Annotated in this window: 15 protein-coding genes and 1 riboswitch; of the genes, 13 read left to right on the top strand and 2 right to left on the bottom strand. The window is 33.9% G+C overall.

What is annotated here, in order from left to right; genetic code table 11:
- Nucleotides 1-128: 128 nt before the first annotated feature.
- Both FHK87_RS11595 and metK read right to left on the bottom strand, forming a co-directional pair.
- A complete protein-coding gene (locus FHK87_RS11595; RefSeq protein ID WP_140592980.1) occupies nt 129-491 on the bottom strand; it encodes a hypothetical protein in 363 nt (120 codons plus the stop codon).
- Nucleotides 492-697: 206 nt separating this feature from the next.
- Nucleotides 698-1,954, bottom strand: a complete 1,257-nt coding sequence (gene metK / locus FHK87_RS11590; RefSeq protein WP_140592978.1) for a methionine adenosyltransferase — start codon at nt 1,952-1,954, stop codon at nt 698-700.
- A 286-nt stretch (nt 1,955-2,240) separates the two neighbouring features.
- A riboswitch (SAM riboswitch) is annotated at nt 2,241-2,369 on the top strand.
- A 177-nt stretch (nt 2,370-2,546) separates the two neighbouring features.
- On the opposite strand from metK, the gene FHK87_RS11585 reads away from it, so the two are divergent.
- The 13 genes from FHK87_RS11585 to FHK87_RS11525 all read left to right on the top strand — a co-directional run bounded on the left by FHK87_RS11585 (nt 2,547) and on the right by FHK87_RS11525 (nt 17,191).
- Complete coding sequence (locus FHK87_RS11585; RefSeq protein WP_140592976.1) at nt 2,547-3,836, top strand: O-acetylhomoserine aminocarboxypropyltransferase/cysteine synthase family protein; 1,290 nt, start codon at nt 2,547-2,549, stop codon at nt 3,834-3,836.
- Between the two features lie 53 nt (nt 3,837-3,889).
- The gene (locus tag FHK87_RS26575; RefSeq protein WP_140592974.1) at nt 3,890-4,852 is read left to right on the top strand and encodes an alpha/beta fold hydrolase; all 963 of its coding nucleotides are present in this window, start codon (nt 3,890-3,892) and stop codon (nt 4,850-4,852) included.
- An 83-nt stretch (nt 4,853-4,935) separates the two neighbouring features.
- Nucleotides 4,936-7,350 (top strand): bifunctional aspartate kinase/homoserine dehydrogenase I, encoded by a 2,415-nt coding sequence (gene thrA, locus FHK87_RS11575; RefSeq protein ID WP_140592972.1) that lies wholly within the window; start codon nt 4,936-4,938, stop codon nt 7,348-7,350.
- Between the two features lie 23 nt (nt 7,351-7,373).
- On the top strand, nt 7,374-7,799 hold the full coding sequence (locus FHK87_RS11570; RefSeq protein WP_140592970.1) for an OsmC family protein: 426 nt from the start codon (nt 7,374-7,376) through the stop codon (nt 7,797-7,799).
- Nucleotides 7,796-8,974 carry a trans-sulfuration enzyme family protein gene (locus tag FHK87_RS11565; RefSeq protein ID WP_140592968.1) on the top strand — a complete coding sequence of 393 codons (1,179 nt, stop codon included), beginning with the start codon at nt 7,796-7,798 and terminating at the stop codon, nt 8,972-8,974. The genes FHK87_RS11570 and FHK87_RS11565 overlap by 4 nt, the downstream gene beginning before the upstream one ends.
- Nucleotides 8,975-9,176: 202 nt before the next feature.
- On the top strand, nt 9,177-9,443 hold the full coding sequence (locus FHK87_RS11560) for a DUF2061 domain-containing protein (protein ID WP_226294211.1): 267 nt from the start codon (nt 9,177-9,179) through the stop codon (nt 9,441-9,443).
- A 26-nt stretch (nt 9,444-9,469) separates the two neighbouring features.
- The gene (locus tag FHK87_RS11555) at nt 9,470-10,096 is read left to right on the top strand and encodes a phosphoadenosine phosphosulfate reductase domain-containing protein (protein WP_140592965.1); all 627 of its coding nucleotides are present in this window, start codon (nt 9,470-9,472) and stop codon (nt 10,094-10,096) included.
- 19 nt (nt 10,097-10,115) lie between these two features.
- Nucleotides 10,116-11,078 carry a sulfate adenylyltransferase subunit CysD gene (gene cysD, locus FHK87_RS11550; RefSeq protein WP_226294210.1) on the top strand — a complete coding sequence of 321 codons (963 nt, stop codon included), beginning with the start codon at nt 10,116-10,118 and terminating at the stop codon, nt 11,076-11,078.
- A 117-nt stretch (nt 11,079-11,195) separates the two neighbouring features.
- Complete coding sequence (locus FHK87_RS11545; RefSeq protein WP_140592963.1) at nt 11,196-12,443, top strand: sulfate adenylyltransferase subunit 1; 1,248 nt, start codon at nt 11,196-11,198, stop codon at nt 12,441-12,443.
- A gap of 108 nt (nt 12,444-12,551) precedes the next feature.
- Nucleotides 12,552-14,642 (top strand): HEPN domain-containing protein, encoded by a 2,091-nt coding sequence (locus tag FHK87_RS11540; protein ID WP_140592961.1) that lies wholly within the window; start codon nt 12,552-12,554, stop codon nt 14,640-14,642.
- Between the two features lie 65 nt (nt 14,643-14,707).
- On the top strand, nt 14,708-15,475 hold the full coding sequence (gene cobA / locus FHK87_RS11535) for a uroporphyrinogen-III C-methyltransferase (RefSeq protein WP_140592959.1): 768 nt from the start codon (nt 14,708-14,710) through the stop codon (nt 15,473-15,475).
- A 47-nt stretch (nt 15,476-15,522) separates the two neighbouring features.
- Nucleotides 15,523-16,149 carry a precorrin-2 dehydrogenase/sirohydrochlorin ferrochelatase family protein gene (locus FHK87_RS11530; protein WP_140593928.1) on the top strand — a complete coding sequence of 209 codons (627 nt, stop codon included), beginning with the start codon at nt 15,523-15,525 and terminating at the stop codon, nt 16,147-16,149.
- Nucleotides 16,136-17,191, top strand: a complete 1,056-nt coding sequence (locus FHK87_RS11525) for an NAD(P)/FAD-dependent oxidoreductase (protein WP_140592957.1) — start codon at nt 16,136-16,138, stop codon at nt 17,189-17,191. The genes FHK87_RS11530 and FHK87_RS11525 overlap by 14 nt, the downstream gene beginning before the upstream one ends.
- Nucleotides 17,192-17,320 lie beyond the last annotated feature (129 nt).

Below are 17,320 nucleotides of genomic sequence, written 5' to 3'. Positions count from 1 at the left end.
CGAAAAAAACGATCTTTTTTTAATAAAGAAATCTAAAAAAAACGTCAAATTGTTAAAAGTTAGATCTTATTTTTAAAAATATAAGACTGAAATTACTAAAAACTTATGGTGTATAATTTTTTGAAAAACTACCAGGCAGATAATCTAGTTCTACTAGATTGATTACTTCTTCTATTTGGTATATTCAAGTAAATGGTGTCAATTACTTTATATGAATGAATATTATTTCCTTTGTTTGAGAATTTTTTTCTGTTCTTACGTAATTGCTTTTTGATTTTCTTCCATTCTTTTTTGCTGTAAAAATCTTGATTTTGCTTATCAATAGATGTTTTTACTACAAGACGATCAGACATTTGGTCAATACTAAATTGCTCATCTTGTATTTGATTGTCAATCGTTTTAACAGAAGTAAGGTCATTTTTAAACTCTTGACCAAATGATACACTGCTTATGATTATGAAAGCAGTTAATATTACAAACTTAAATCTCATCTCCTTAAATTTTAAAATAATGTAACTATTTCTTACACAAATAATATTGTTAAGCCACAATTACTTTTCCCCATCAAAGTGTTTTATGTGTGTAAAATATTGGATATACAAAAATAACGATAATCATCGATTAAATTGTATGGGAAAACCATAATTTTTTGATGCGATTCAGAAAACTCGATTAAAGGCTATTTATCTAGATAAAGCTACAGATTAAAAGCTTTTTTTACGGCATCTACATGATCTAATTTTTCCCATGTAAACAATTCTACTTCTTTTTCTACTTTACCAGAGTAAGGGCTTTCAAAAACCTTGGTGATTGTCTTTGGTTCTTTACCCATATGGCCATAAGCTGCAGTTTCCTGGTAAATTGGATTACGTAATTTAAGTCTTTCTTCTATTGCGGCCGGGCGCATATCAAAAATTTCTCCGACTTTTTGGGCAATTTCACCATCCGTTAATCCTAAGGCACTACTACCGTATGTGTCTATAAAAATAGAAGTTGGTTCTACCACACCGATTGCATAAGAAACTTGAACTAATATTTCATTGGCTACGCCAGCAGCAACAAGATTTTTTGCAATATGTCTAGAAGCATAAGCTGCTGATCGATCAACTTTGCTAGGATCTTTTCCAGAAAAAGCTCCACCACCATGGGCGCCTTTTCCTCCGTAAGTATCAACAATAATTTTTCTACCTGTTAATCCGGTATCTCCATGAGGACCTCCAATTACAAATTTACCTGTTGGATTTATGTGATATGTAATTTGATCATTAAAGAGTTTTTGGACATATTCTGGGAGCTGCTCAACAACTCTTGGCATGAGTATAGAAATGATATCGTTTTTGATTTTGGTAAGCATCCGTTCATCATCTTCATCAAAATCATCATGCTGTGTAGAGATAACAATTGCAACAATACGTTGTGGTATATTGTCATCACTATATTCTATGGTAACTTGACTTTTAGAATCAGGTCGTAAATAAGGAATGTCTTTTCCTTCACGTCTCAATTTTGCTAATTCAAGCAAAATTTTATGCGATATATCGAGTGCAAGTGGCATATAATTAGCAGTTTCTTTGCTTGCATACCCAAACATCATTCCTTGATCTCCTGCACCTTGCTCTTCTTTACTCTCCCTATCAACACCTTGATTAATGTCTTGGGATTGTTCATGAATAAGAGAAATCACTCCACAAGAATCACCACTAAATTGATAAGCACCTTTGGTATATCCGATCTTATTAATAACATCTCTTGCTATATGTTGTACATCAAGATATGTTTTTGATTTTACCTCACCGGCAAGTACTACCTGACCTGTGGTAACTAATGTTTCACAAGCTACTTTAGAATCTGGATCAAAAGCTAAAAAATTATCGAGTAATGCATCACTAATTTGGTCTGCTACTTTATCTGGGTGTCCTTCAGATACACTCTCTGAAGTAAATAAATATGCCATTCGTTATTATTGTTTACATAGGAAGGCTTAGACGAGAATGCAGTGTAAAACTTTCGATAAAAAAATAATCGAACTGCTTTAGCATTTTTTACATTTTGAGAATATATCAAAATTGTGGGTTGCAATCAGTCAAATCTCTCCCTAAAATATCTCGGCAAAGGTAAAAAAAATGAGAACAACTAAAAGTATTTAACGTATCATTATTAATTTGTAGGTTTTTCAAATAATTCTTTTCAGTTTAAAAATTATTCTTAGCTTTGCTTCCAAGTTTCTTATACATTATTGCTAGTTATTAAGAAAGGTGGAGGGAGTAGACCCTATGAAACCTTAGCAACCCTTTATAATTACTGAAAATTTTTCAGAATCATAAAGAAGGTGCTAAATTCTATCCTTATTTTTTAGGAAAAGATAACTTTAGATGAATTACCTCTTTAGAAGTATATTTAAAATCCCTTTCTTTTTAATTTTTGAGCATACACTTTTATATAAGTGTTATCGTATTTAGCTTTTCGTGTGATAAGCAAAGAAACTCTTATTAAAATTTATTGTAATTGATGTTTTAGCATGACATCTCAAAAAAATTAAAAGAGTTATGAGTACACAAAAATTTGCAACAGATGCCTTACATGCAGGACATGATGTTTCTGCTAATGGAGGAACTAGAGCAGTTCCTATTTATCAAACTACATCATATGTTTTTGATAATGCAGACCATGCTGCCAATTTATTTAATTTGTCCGAAACAGGATATATCTATACAAGGCTCAACAATCCTACCAATGATATTTTAGAGCAAAGGTTAGCTGCACTAGAAAAAGGAATAGCGGCAGTAGTTACCGCATCAGGAACTGCGGCGATCAATACAACTTTGTTAACATTACTTAAAGCAGGTGATCATATAGTGGCTTCAAGTAGCCTATATGGTGGAACATATAATTTGCTCAACGTTACCCTACCAAGATTTGGAATTACTACAATCTTTGTTGATCCATCTAATGCTCATAATTTTACAGATGCAGTACAAGAGAATACAAGAGCCTTTTTTGTAGAGTCTTTGGGCAATCCGAAGTTAGATGTTTTAGATCTCAAAGCTATTTCTAATAAAGCAAAAGAAGCCAAAGTGCCTTTTATTGTTGATAATACAGTCGCAACTCCTGCATTATTGAATCCAATTGAGTACGGAGCAAATATCGTTATTCATTCACTTACCAAATATATAAGTGGTAATGGTACATCTCTTGGAGGAGTGATTATAGATGCTGGGACTTTTGATTGGTCTAGCGGTAAGTTTCCAGAATTTACAGAACCATCTCCCGGATATCATGGATTGGTATATCACGAGGCTTTAGGTCCAGCTGCATTTATCGCCAAAGCTAGATTAGAAGGATTACGTGATCATGGAGCTGCACTTAGTCCTTTTAATGCTTTTCAAATAGTACAAGGGTTAGAAACGCTATCTATTAGAATTAAAAAACATAGCGAGAATGCACTAGAACTAGCACAATGGTTGGAGAGGCAAGAAGAAGTAACATGGGTAAAATATCCCGGTTTAGAAAATGACGTTTATCATACATTAGCAAAAGAGTATTTGCCAAAAGGGCAAAGTGGTATCATAACTTTTGGAGTAAAAGGCGGATTTGAAGCTGCTAAAACCATAGCAAATGAGACCGACGTATTTTCTTTATTAGCAAATATAGGAGACTCGAAATCATTAATTATTCACCCAGCCAGCACTACACATCAGCAACTTGATGAACAACAGCAAGAGTCTACAGGAGTTACTCAGGATTTGATAAGGTTATCCGTAGGACTTGAAGATATTGAGGATTTAAAAAATGATTTGCAAAACGCTTTCAAAAAAGTGACAAAAGCAGTGGTTTAAGCCTATACTATTGATAGTTGGTGAAAATCATAATATAAGACGATTAGAATAGAATGCTTCAGAAACTTCAAATACATGATTTTGTTACTGTAAAAGGAAAACGAATACCAGAAATTTCTCTTACGTATCAGGTTTTCGGAAAACCATTGCAGACAGCTCCGATAGTACTGGTGAATCATGCGCTAACGGGAAACTCTACAGTATGCGGAGAAAATGGTTGGTGGAATGGTCTTATTGGAGAAGGAAAACCAATCGATACAACTCGATATACAATACTTTCTTTTGATATCCCAGGTAATGGGTATGATGGTGTTGAAGAAAACCTTATACAAGATTACAAGCAGTATACAGCAAGAGATATTGCAGCTATTTTTTCTTTAGGATTAGAGTTGTTGGCTATTAAGGATTTGTATGCGGTTATAGGAGGGTCAGTAGGAGGAGGGATTGCCTGGGAGTTGGCAATATTAAGACCTACTTTGATCAAACACCTAATACCAATTGCTACAGATCACAAATCTACAGATTGGTTAAAAGCAAATTGCTTGGTGCAAGAACAAATTTTACTCAATTCAGAAAATCCTGTTCATGATGCTAGATTGCATGCTATGTTGATATACAGATCACCAAAATCATTTAAACAAAAATTTGATAGAAGTTATAATGATGAATTGAGTATGTATAATGTAGAGAGTTGGTTGCTACATCATGGCAAAAAACTAGATCAAAGATTTACATTGTCTGCATACAAGGCGTTGAATCATATTTTGGCCAATATAGATATTGTAAAAGGAAGAGGAGGTTTTGAAGAAGTATTATCTCCTGTAGAATCTACGATCCATATAATAAGTGTAGATTCTGATTTGTTTTTTACAGTTGAAGAAAATAAAACAACTTATCAGCAATTAGAGGTAATGAATAAAAATGTTACTCATGGTATCATTACTTCTGATCATGGGCATGATGCTTTTTTGATAGAGTATCAACAATTAGGAGAATTGCTTGATGGAATTTTTTAAAAAAAACACATGATATTATATCTGATTAAGAAATATTCAAAAAAAATTAAGGAATCAATTTCTTATCAAAAAAAAGTAAACCTATGAAAATTTTAAAATTCGGAGGAAAATCATTGGCAAATGGCAAAGGTGTGCATACAGTCATTGATATTATTGGTGATAAAATCAAAAAAGGAGAAAAAATCACGGTTGTACTTTCTGCCAGAGGAAATACAACAAATGAATTAGAAGAAATTCTTGAAAAAGCCAGAAATAATGAAGGCTATCAAGAACAACTCAAGGCTTTTAAGCAGTATCAAGTATCAGATTTTCGAGATATAGCTTTTGATGAAGAGTTTGAAAACTTAGATAAGCTTTTTGAAGGGGTTTCGCTTTTAAAAGATTATAGTAAACGTATCAAAGATCAGGTTTTGTCTTATGGAGAAGTGATGTCGGCAAAATTAGTAACACAGCTACTTCAACAAAAAAATATTAAAGCAAATTATACGGATAGCAGAACATTGATTATTACTGATGGTCAATTTGGGGACGCACAACCGCTTAACACACTATCAAAAGAAAATGTGATAGACCATTTTGGTAAGTATAATGGAAGTACAGTAAATGTGGTGACAGGTTTTATTGCGTCTAATACCAAAAATGAAACTACAACCTTAGGTAGGAATGGCAGTAATTATACAGCATCGTTATTAGCAAATTATCTCGATGCCGAAGAGTTACAAAACTTTACTCATGTAGATGGAATCTATACAGCTAACCCTGATTTGGTTCCGGAAGCAAAGAAAATAGAAAAATTGTCTTTTGAAGAGGCCAATGAACTAGCATATTTTGGAGCAAATATTCTACATGCAAAAACAATTATTCCACTTATAGAAAAAAATATACCATTACGTATCCTAAATACTTTTAACGATCAAAATAATGGAACATTAATCACTTCTGAAACCAACAAAAAAGGGATTAAATCACTTTCAGTATTAGATGATGTTGCTCTTGTCTATTTAGAAGGAAGAGGGCTTTTGGGTAAAATAGGAATCGATGCGAGGATATTTAGAGCTTTAGCACATAAAAATATAAGTGTAAGTATAATTTCGCAAGGATCATCAGAAAGAGGAATCGGATTTGTTGTTGATGCAGATAAAGCAAAAGAAGCAAAAGTTATTCTCGAAAAAGAATTTGAAGTTGATGTTCATCAACAAGATGTAAGTAAAATTTCTATTGATCAAGAGGTGTCAGTGATCTCTATTATTGGTCAAGATCTCAGTACATTTCATAAACCCTACAATGCATTGATTAAAAATCAAGTGGTACCATTGCTATTCAATAATACGATAACAGGTAAAAATGTGAGTTTGGTAGTAAAACAACATCAATTACATCGGGCTTTGAATGTGATCCACGGAGAGATTTTTGATATTTCTAAAAAAATTAATATCGCCATATTCGGTCATGGATTGGTGGGAGGAACATTAATTGATCAGATATTACAATCCAGAACGCAAATTGAAAAAAGAAAAGATATTAACCTTAATCTTTTTGTAGTGGCAAACTCCCAAAAGGTGTTGTTTGATAAAAATGGAGTAGATACAGAATGGAAAACAAAACTGAAAGAAGAAGGAGAACCCTATGAAGTAAAAGACATCATTCAATTTGCAAAAGATAATCATCTCGAAAACTTAATTGCCGTTGATAATACAGCAAGTATCGATTTTACAAAACATTACATAGACTTGGTTAATCATGGTTTTGATTTGGTCTCTTCTAATAAAATAGCGAACACACTAGGTTTTGATTTTTATAAGAAACTAAGAACCGAACTAGAAGAAAATCAAAAACAATATTTGTATGAAACTAATGTAGGAGCAGGTTTGCCTTTGATCGATACCATTAAACTACTGCATTTGTCAGGTGAAAATATCACTAGAATCAAAGGAGTGTTTTCTGGATCATTAAGTTATCTTTTTAATACATTTTCTAACGAGGAAAGACCGTTTAGTGAGGTGTTGCAAGAGGCTATTGATAAAGGTTTTACAGAACCGGATCCAAGAGAAGATCTTTGTGGAAACGATGTAGGGAGAAAACTTTTGATATTAGCGAGAGAATTAGATTTGTGTAATGAGTTCGAAGATATAAATATTCATAACCTTATCCCAGAAAACTTACGAGAAGGAGAAGTAGATACATTTTTAAGTAGATTAAAAGAATTAGATGAGGTTTTTCAAAACGTTAAAGAAGACCAAAAACCTAATCATGTATTAAGATATATTGGTGATCTTTGGGGGGATTTATCACAAGAAAAAGGAAATTTGGATGTAAAGCTGGTTTCTGTTGCACAAAGCAGTCCGTTAGGACAAGTCAAAGGTTCCGACTCTATATTCGAAATTTATACAGAATCCTATGGTGAGCAGCCTATTGTAATTCAAGGAGCAGGAGCAGGAGCTGCGGTTACTGCCAGAGGGGTTTTTGGTGATATTTTACGATTAGCAGAAAGAGGATAAAAATCAAAATTTTAATAAAAAAGATGAAAATACAACTCAAAAGAATAGACAATGATTATCATTTTGAACTAAAAAATGAAAGAGGACACATAACACATATCGATAGTAAAGCAGAAGTAGGAGGACATGATCTTGCACCCAGCCCTATGGAGTATGTGTTGATGGGAGTAGCAGGATGCAGCGCCATTGATGTAATTTCTATTCTCAAAAAACAACGACAAGAGATCACTGATTATAGAGCGGAAGTAGATGGGACGAGAATTGAAATCGATGGAGCAAAACCATTTAAAACAATAGAAGTAATCGTATATCTAGAAGGAGATATCGCTCCCGAAAAAGCAAAAAGAGCAGCACAATTATCATTTGAAAAATACTGTTCTGTATCCAAAACATTAGAACCAACTGCAGAAATAAAGTATAAAGTGGTGGTCAATAATCAAGAAGTATGAATAAAGAACGCCAACATTTTGAAACAGAAGCAATAAGAACACAAACCGAAAAGACGCAATTTCTAGAGCATTCTACACCTATGTATCTTACTTCGGGCTTTGTATTTGAAGATGCCGAAGAAATGCGAGCTGCCTTTGCCGAAGAAAAAAATCGCAACCTATATAGTCGTTTTAGTAATCCTAATACATCAGAGTTTGTTGATAAAATTTGCAAATTAGAAGGAGCAGAAGATGGATATGCATTTGCAACGGGTATGGCAGCAGTTTTTTCGACATTTGCAGCACTACTTGATGCAGGAGATCATATTGTTTCCGCGAGATCAGTATTCGGTTCTACACATTCATTGTTTACAAAATACTTCCCAAAGTGGAATATAGAAACAAGTTATTTTAACATCGATGAAGTAGATAAAGCAGAGCGACTTATACAATCTAATACTAAGATAATTTATGCAGAATCACCCACCAACCCAGGGGTAGATGTATTGGATTTAGAAATGTTGGCGAGTATAGCAAAGAAACATGGGGTATTATTAATTATAGATAATTGCTTTGCTACTCCATATATACAGAAACCCATTGAATTCGGAGCGGATTTAGTGATTCATTCTGCAACCAAATTAATAGATGGCCAAGGAAGGGTTCTAGGAGGTGTAACAGTAGGAAAGAAAGAATTAATTAGAGAAATCTATCTCTTTTCTCGTAATACCGGGCCTGCGCTTTCGCCATTTAATGCTTGGGTTTTATCTAAAAGTTTAGAAACACTGGCGGTTCGTGTAGATCGTCACTGCGAAAACGCACTAAAATTAGCTGAGTTTTTAGCGTCTCATCCCAGAATCAACTGGGTAAAATATCCGTTTCTGAAATCACACCCGCAATACGAAGTGGCTAAGAAACAAATGAAGCTTGGGGGCAATATTGTTGCTTTTGAAGTGAAAGGAGGAATAAACGGAGGGCGACAATTTTTTAATAACATAAAAATGTGTTCATTATCTGCAAATTTAGGAGATACCAGAACTATAGTGACACATCCGGCATCTACAACACATAGTAAATTATCAGATGAGGATAAAGCAGCTGTTGGGATTACTAATGGTATGGTAAGATGTTCTGTAGGGCTGGAACATATTGATGATATCATTGCTGATCTACAGCAAGCTCTTGAGAATTCTTGAATATTAAATACCTGATATATAGATAAAGAAAAACTTATCCTGATTAATAATCTACTAAATCACTAGGGTTTTTGTTGCTAATATCATAATTTTTGAAATTTATAGTAAGATTTTCTGAGTATGGAGACTAATAAAAAGAATTTTATGCATACATTTGTTTAATAATCTACTAATCCGATAGGGTAATAGAAAATATAAAATAATGATTGTAGATCAGATGATATTAGATAAAGTAGCTACACAAAAGACAACATATCAAAATGATAAGTCTTCAGAAAAACCAATACGCAGTATTGCAAAAGCTGTAAGTTGGAGAGTCATAGGTACATTAGATACATTGATTGTGTCTTATATTTTGACTGGAGAATTGGTTTTGGCTACATCAATTGCATCAGTTGATTTTATAACGAAGATGATTCTTTATTTCTTTCATGAGAGAATTTGGAATCGAATTAAATGGGGAAGATAATTGCTATTTAGAAACGAATCATAAAAATGAATTTGACAGAAAAAGAAATACAAAATTTAAATCAATCATTGAGAGATAAAACTCCTCTTGAGATTGTGCAATGGGCAGTTGAAAAGGCAAATCAACCTGTAGTTACTACAAATTTTAGACCTTATGAAGCAGCAATTTTACAAGTTTGCTCGGTAGCATTGTCGGATATGCCGGTAATATGGTGTGATTCTGGGTATAATACTCCTAATACGTATCGTCATGCAGAAGAAGTGATTGATATGTTGAAATTGAATGTCAAATTATATGTTCCAAAACAAACTACTGCGCACAGAGATGTGATAATGGGAATCCCTGATATTGATGATCCAAAGCATAAAGAATTTACAGAGCAAGTAAAATTAGAACCTTTCAAAAGAGCAATGGCAGAGCATACACCTGATGTATGGTTCACAAACCTTAGAAAAGGACAAACTGCATTGAGAGACTCATTAGATATTCTTAGTATGGGCAAAGATGGCGTATTAAAGGTAAGTCCTTTTTATTACTATTCAGATGCAGAATTAGATGTGTATCTGGAAGAGAATAAACTACCTAATGAATTTAAATATTTTGATCCAACCAAAGTATTAGAAAATCGAGAATGTGGATTGCACACTAACTAATAAATGACGAAAAATTAGCATGGAAATATTAGAAAAGAAAGTTGAACAATTACATCAAAATGCTGATCTCTCAAAAGGAGCAGAATCTGTTTTAAAGGTAAATCCTCTTGAAAGTGAAGCTATTTATATTTTTAGAGAAGTAGTTGCACAATTTGAGAAGCCGGTATTATTGTTTTCTGGAGGCAAAGATTCAATTACTTTGGTAAGATTAGCACAAAAAGCATTTTACCCTGCAAAAATTCCTTTTCCTCTATTACATATAGATACAGGACATAACTTTCCTGAAACCATAGCATTTAGAGATAAATTAGTAAAAGAATTAGGAGTAGAGTTAATCGTGCGTAATGTTCAAGATTCTATTGATCAAGGAAAAGTGATTGAAGAAAAAGGAAAGTATGCAAGTCGTAATAGTCTACAGACAACAACCCTTCTAGATGCCCTAGAAGAGTTTAAGTTTGATGCTGCGATTGGTGGAGCACGTAGAGATGAGGAAAAAGCTCGAGCAAAAGAACGTATATTCTCGGTAAGAGATGATTTTGGACAATGGGATGAAAAAAATCAGCGTCCTGAGTTATTTGATCACCTTAACGGAAAAATAGATTTAGGACAAAATGTTAGAGTTTTTCCTATAAGCAATTGGACAGAACTAGATGTTTGGTCTTATATCGAAAAAGAAGGAATAGAAATACCATCAATTTATTTCGCACACAAACGAAAAACATTTATTAGAGACGGAATGATCTGGTCTGCAGAAGATGATGTAGTATACAGAGAAGACGACGAAGTAGTAGAAGAGAGAATGGTACGTTTTCGTACTGTTGGCGATATGTCATGTACAGCAGCAGTACTTTCTGATGCAATCACTATTGATAAAGTGGTGGCAGAAATCAGAAAGTCTACGATTTCAGAAAGAGGAGCTCGTATCGATGATAAGCGATCAGAAGCCGCTATGGAAAAACGTAAACAACAAGGATATTTCTAAAGCCGTTTATCATTATTTCGATATGTCATATTGAACTTGTCGAAATGTAGAGAGGATATACCAACAATATTAATTTTTTAAGAATACTACTCCCAAAAAGGAGAAATAATAATAGCTATGGACGTATTAAAAATAGCAACAGCAGGAAGCGTAGATGATGGTAAAAGTACTTTGATAGGTCGTATTTTGTATGATACAAAGTCATTGACTACAGACAAATTAGAAGCTATAGAAACTCGAAGTAAAGCAAATGGTTTTGATTACTTAGACTTTTCTTTGGCAACAGATGGATTGGTAGCTGAGCGTGAGCAAGGAATCACTATTGATGTTGCGCATATTTATTTCTCTACAAAGTCAAAAAGTTATATTATAGCAGATACTCCCGGTCATATCGAATATACAAGGAATATGGTTACAGGAGCTTCTACTTCGCAAGCTTCAATTATCTTAGTCGATGCACGTAAAGGGGTAATAGAACAAACCTATCGCCACTTTTTTATCAATAATTTACTTCGGGTCAAAGATGTGATTGTTGCCATTAATAAAATGGATCTTGTAGAATTTTCTCAAGATAAATTTGAAGCGATAAAAGCAGATTTCGAAAAGTTAATAGAAAAAAGTGACTACAAAGAACAAAACATAACCTTTATTCCTGTAAGTGCTTTGCAAGGAGATAACGTTGTTGATAAATCAGACAATACACCTTGGTACAAAGGCCAAACCCTTCTTGAACATTTAGAAGAATTAAATGCACAAGATGTATATGAAAAATCACAAGCACGTTTTCCTATACAAACGGTAATCCGGCCAAAGCAAGATGAGTTTCATGATTTTCGAGGATATGCAGGAAAATTATATGGAGGAGACCTTTCTGTTGGAGACGAAGTAACAGTTCTTCCTTCATTAACAACATCAAAAGTAAAAGAAATCTACTTTTTTGACCAAAAGTTTGAAACCGCTGGTAGAGGTAGTGCTTGTACGATTACTTTAGAAGATGATGTAAATGTAAGTAGGGGAGATATGATTGTGAAATCTTCAGAAAAACCAAAGGTAGAGAAACAACTTACAGCAACAATATGTTGGATGGATAGTAAAGATCTCAACCCTGGTACAAATTACTTTGTACAAAGTGGAAGCAATAGAATACTGGCAAAGGTAAAAAGCATAAGTGGAACAATTGCAACCGATTTTTCTGGAGAGGATACTTCAAAAAATACATTAAAACTCAATGAAGTAGGAAAAGTGCAAATACAATTAAGTAAACCTTTGGCTTTTGATTCCTATAGTAATAATAAAGCCTCAGGATCTTTTATATTAATCGATTCACAGACGAACAATACCTCTGGAGTAGGATTTATAGAATAGATAAATAACTTTTCAGAAGATATAAAAACAAGACTTTTTTGAACAGCAAAAGATAGTACACAAAAGTCATAACTATGTCCTTTTTTAAGGGACGAAATACGAAAAAAGATGCAAAGTTTTAGAACCGAAATAGAAAACCCAATTGTTGAAAAAGACATTGTAGAATTAGCGAATAAAATTGAGCAATTTCACAAGGGTAAGATTGATGAAGAAAAGTTTCGTAGTCTACGATTAGCTCGTGGAGTGTATGGGCAACGACAAGAAGGCGTGCAAATGATTCGTATTAAGCTACCTTATGGTAAAGTACTAAGCAATCAATTACGTCGAATTTGTGAAGTATCGGATGAATATTCTAGAGGACGTTTACACATCACAACAAGACAAGATATCCAAATTCATTATGTGGATTTGAACAGAACACCAGAACTTTGGTCTGAGTTAGAAAAAGATGATGTTACCCTTAGAGAAGCTTGTGGTAATACTGTGCGTAATGTTACTGCTTCAGAAACGGCAGGGATCGATCCAAAAGAACCTTTCGATGTTTCGCCTTATGCAGACGCACTATTTCGTTTTTTCTTGAGAAATCCAATCTGTCAGGAAATGGGTCGAAAGTTTAAAGTTTCCTTCTCAGGGTCAGACGAAGATACAGGACTCTCATATATGCATGATCTTGGATTTATAGCAAAAATAGAAAACGGAGTTCGTGGTTTTAAAGTAATGCTTGGCGGAGGTCTGGGGTCACAACCAAGACATGCAGACGAATTGTATAGTTTTTTGCCTTCAGATAAAATTATTCCTCTAATGGAAGGAGTTTTAAGGATTTTTGATCGTCATGGTGAAAGAAAAAGTAGAGCAAAAGCAAGAATGAAATTCTTGCTAAAAGATGTTGGTTTAGAAGCTTTCAAAGAATTAGTTGAAGCAGAGCAGAATGCAATTGAGCAAAAGACAGTAGTTATAGATGCAGATGCTTATAATGTTTCAATACCTGTTTCTGTAGAAGCACCAGCAGTAGAAATAAAAGATCAACAAGCTTTTGAAACTTGGAAGTCAACTAACGTGATGGCTCAAAAACAAGAAGGGTATGTCGCAATCGGAATTAAAGTATTGCTCGGAGATTTTTATACAGATAAAGCAAGATTACTGGCAGATTTAGTTGAGAACTATGCAGCAGGAGAGATCAGATTGTCTTTGCGCCAAAATATTTTGATTCCTTATGTAAAAGAAGACTTAGTTCCATTTTTCTATCAAGAATTAGGAAAACTAGGTTTTACAGAAAGCGGATACAATAAGGCTATTGATATTACTGCTTGTCCGGGAACTGATACGTGTAACCTTGGGATAGCCAGTAGTACAGGTATAGCAGAAGAATTAGAACGTGTTATTAAGACAGAATATCCACAATATCTTAAAAAAGACGACTTAGTCATCAAGATCAGTGGATGTATGAACGCTTGTGGTCAACATAATATGGCTAATATTGGCTTTCAAGGAATGTCTGTACGTACCAAAGATAAACTCGTTGCTCCGGCACTTCAGGTATTACTAGGAGGAGGAAACCTTGGAAACGGAAAAGGAAAATTTGCTGATAAAGTCGTAAAAATACCAAGTAGGAGAGGGCCAGAAGCACTACGTAGAATATTAAATGACTATGAAGCCAATGCCAATGGTAAACAGTTTGTTGACTATTATGCAGAAAAAGGAGAGAAATACTTTTATGATTTTCTAACCGACCTATCAAATGTAGAAAATCTAACTGCAGAAGACTTTATAGACTGGGGTAACGAAGAACAATATGTAAAAGCTATCGGAATAGGAGAATGTGCAGGGGTTGTAATCGATTTGATAGCAACATTATTTTTAGAAAGTCAGGAAAAAATCGAAAATGCTAAGATTTCTTTTGATAATGAAGTATATTCTGATGCTGTGTATCATGCATACAGTTCGCTTATAAATTCTGCCAAAGCATTATTGCTGGCCGAAAACAAGAAGACGAATACACATGCAGGAATTATCAAGCAGTTTGATGAAGAATTTATCGCTAGCGGAAAAATTAATATTGACGATACCTTTGCAAATAAGGTGTATCAAATTCAGAAAAATGCACCTACAAAGGACTTTGCATTAGATTATATTAAAATAGCAGAGCAATTTTTACAAAAAGTACAATCTTTTAGAGCACTTGAGGTAGAAAGCATATAAAGCTATAACTTTGGTTGACTTCTAGTAAATTATTAAAAGAAGTCAAATGACAAAAATCATAAAAGATGAGTAATAAAACACCGAAATTCACCGTCGTTGGAGCAGGTCCGGGAGATCCTGATTTAATAACGATAAAAGCATTAAAAGCTCTTGCTTCTGCAGATGTGGTGTTGTATGATGCACTCATTAATGAAGATTTGTTGAAATATGCTTCAAATGCTGAAAAGATTTTTGTAGGAAAACGTAAAGGTTGTTATGCATACCAACAAGAACAAATTAATGAATTAATTGTTAGTCGGGCAAAAAGTCACGGTCATGTCGTTAGACTTAAAGGAGGAGATCCGTTTATTTTTGGTCGAGGAGCAGAAGAGATGCAATACGCAGCACAATTTGGAATACAAACAAGTATAGTGCCGGGGATATCATCATCTTATGCAGTTCCGGCGTATCAAAATATACCCTTAACAAAACGAGGAGATTCAGAAAGTTTTTGGGTAATTACAGGCACTACAAAATCACATAAATTATCAAAAGATGTCTATCTGGCAGCAAAATCAAATGCTACAGTAGTTATTTTGATGGGAATGAGTAAGTTGAGTGAAATAGTTAGTATCTTTACCAAAGAAAACAAAGAAGCTATGCCGGTAGCCATAATTCAAAATGGTACTACTGATAAAGAACAATCAGGAATCGGTACAATACAAACTATTGAAGAAATAGTTTTTCAAAAAAAACTGTCTTCTCCTGCTATAATTGTGGTAGGAGAAGTAGTACATCATAAAAAGAAATTAGCTTCTGTTTATCAAGAAGTTAAAGAAGAATCAATACATTGAGTATAAGTAATATAAATACGAATGTTCAGGATAAGGTCTCTAATGCTATGCATGGAGACGCAAAGACGAATGAAGTTGAAAGAAACAACTTATACCCGATTTTTTTAAAATCAAAAAATTTAAACGTTCTTATTGTAGGGGGAGGTAATGTTGCAGAAGAAAAATTACATTTCTTAACGAAGTCGAGTCCGGATGCCAAAGTGACAATGGTTGCACCAATGTTTAGAGAAAACACAATTGCTTTGGCAAACCAATATTGTGTGTCTTTGATCAAAGATGTATATCATGAAAAATATTTGCAAGGACGACATATTGTAATTGCAACTACCGATGTGCCCGAAGTCAATATTCAGATCTGGAAAGATTGTAGAGCTCAGGCTAAATTGGTTAATGTGGCAGATAATCCACCATATTGTGATTTTTATATGGGAGGAATAGTCACAAAAGGTAATGTTAAAGTAGCAATTTCGACCAATGGAAAGTCACCAACAACAGCCAAGAGATTAAGACAATTTTTTGAAGAGGTGATCCCCGAGAATGTAGATGATTTAGTGAAAAATTTAAATGAATATAGAAAAACAATAAAAGGTGATTTTGAAGAGAAAGTTCAAACTCTTAATGAATTCACCAAAGGATTAATAGGAAAAAAAGAAGATGCAAATGATAAAGACTGATATTTTGATCATAGGAGCAGGACCAACAGGTCTATTTACTGTTTTTGAAGCAGGATTATTAAAATTAAAAACACATCTTATCGATGCATTGCCACAACCTGGCGGGCAATGCGCAGAGATATACCCAAAAAAACCTATCTATGATATACCAGGGTTTCCAGAAATTCTAGCTGGAGAATTAGTAGATAACCTGATGGAGCAAATAAAGCCTTTTAATCCTGGATTTACATTGGGAGAAAGAGCAGAAACTATCGAAAAACTAGAAGATGATACGTTTTTGGTGACTACAAACAAAGGAACACAACACAATGCTCCTGTAGTAGCTATTGCAGGAGGACTAGGGTCTTTTGAACCTCGTAAACCACCTATCCCAAATATCACAGATTTTGAAGACAAAGGAGTAGCATACATTATTCGCGATCCTGAAGTGTATAGAGATAAACGTGTTGTTATTGCAGGAGGAGGAGATTCTGCTTTAGATTGGACCATCTTTTTGGCTGATGTGGCAAGCGAAGTAACCCTTGTACACCGAAGAAATGAGTTTCGAGGAGCACTTGATTCTGTTGAACGCGTAGCAGAATTAACTAAGCTAGGAAAAGTAAATCTAATCACCGAAGCTGAGGTAAAAGAGATTAAAGGTGATGATCATGTGACAGGCGTAGGTATTAAACATAAAACCGAAGGTGATATTAATGTTGATACAGATTACTTTATCCCGTTATTTGGATTATCTCCAAAACTTGGTCCTATTGCAGATTGGGGACTAGAAATAGAGAAAAACGCTATAAAGGTAGATAACTCATACGATTATCAAACCAATATACCTGGTATCTATGCTATTGGTGATGTAAATACTTATAAAGGGAAATTAAAACTTATTTTATCAGGATTCCATGAAGCAGCGATCATGTGTCAGAGTGCATATCAAAGAATATTTCCAGATAAAAAATATGTGATGAAATATACAACAGTAGGAGGTGTAGAAGGATTTGATGGAACTAAAAAAGAAGCCAAAAAAGAAGTTGTAAAAGCAATAATTTAGATATAAAATCCTTTATTTTAGAAATCTTATAGAGTTGATGTAGAAATATGCCAACTTTATAAGATTTTTTTACTTTGTAGAATATGTTAATCACGAATATGTATAGCTCAGTAAATAAGCTGTTCTTGT

The organism is Aquimarina algicola, from assembly GCF_006443095.1.
Lineage (GTDB): Bacteria > Bacteroidota > Bacteroidia > Flavobacteriales > Flavobacteriaceae > Aquimarina > Aquimarina algicola.
Note: the sequence above shows the minus strand (reverse complement) of the source record. Positions and strands in the feature narration are given on the sequence as shown.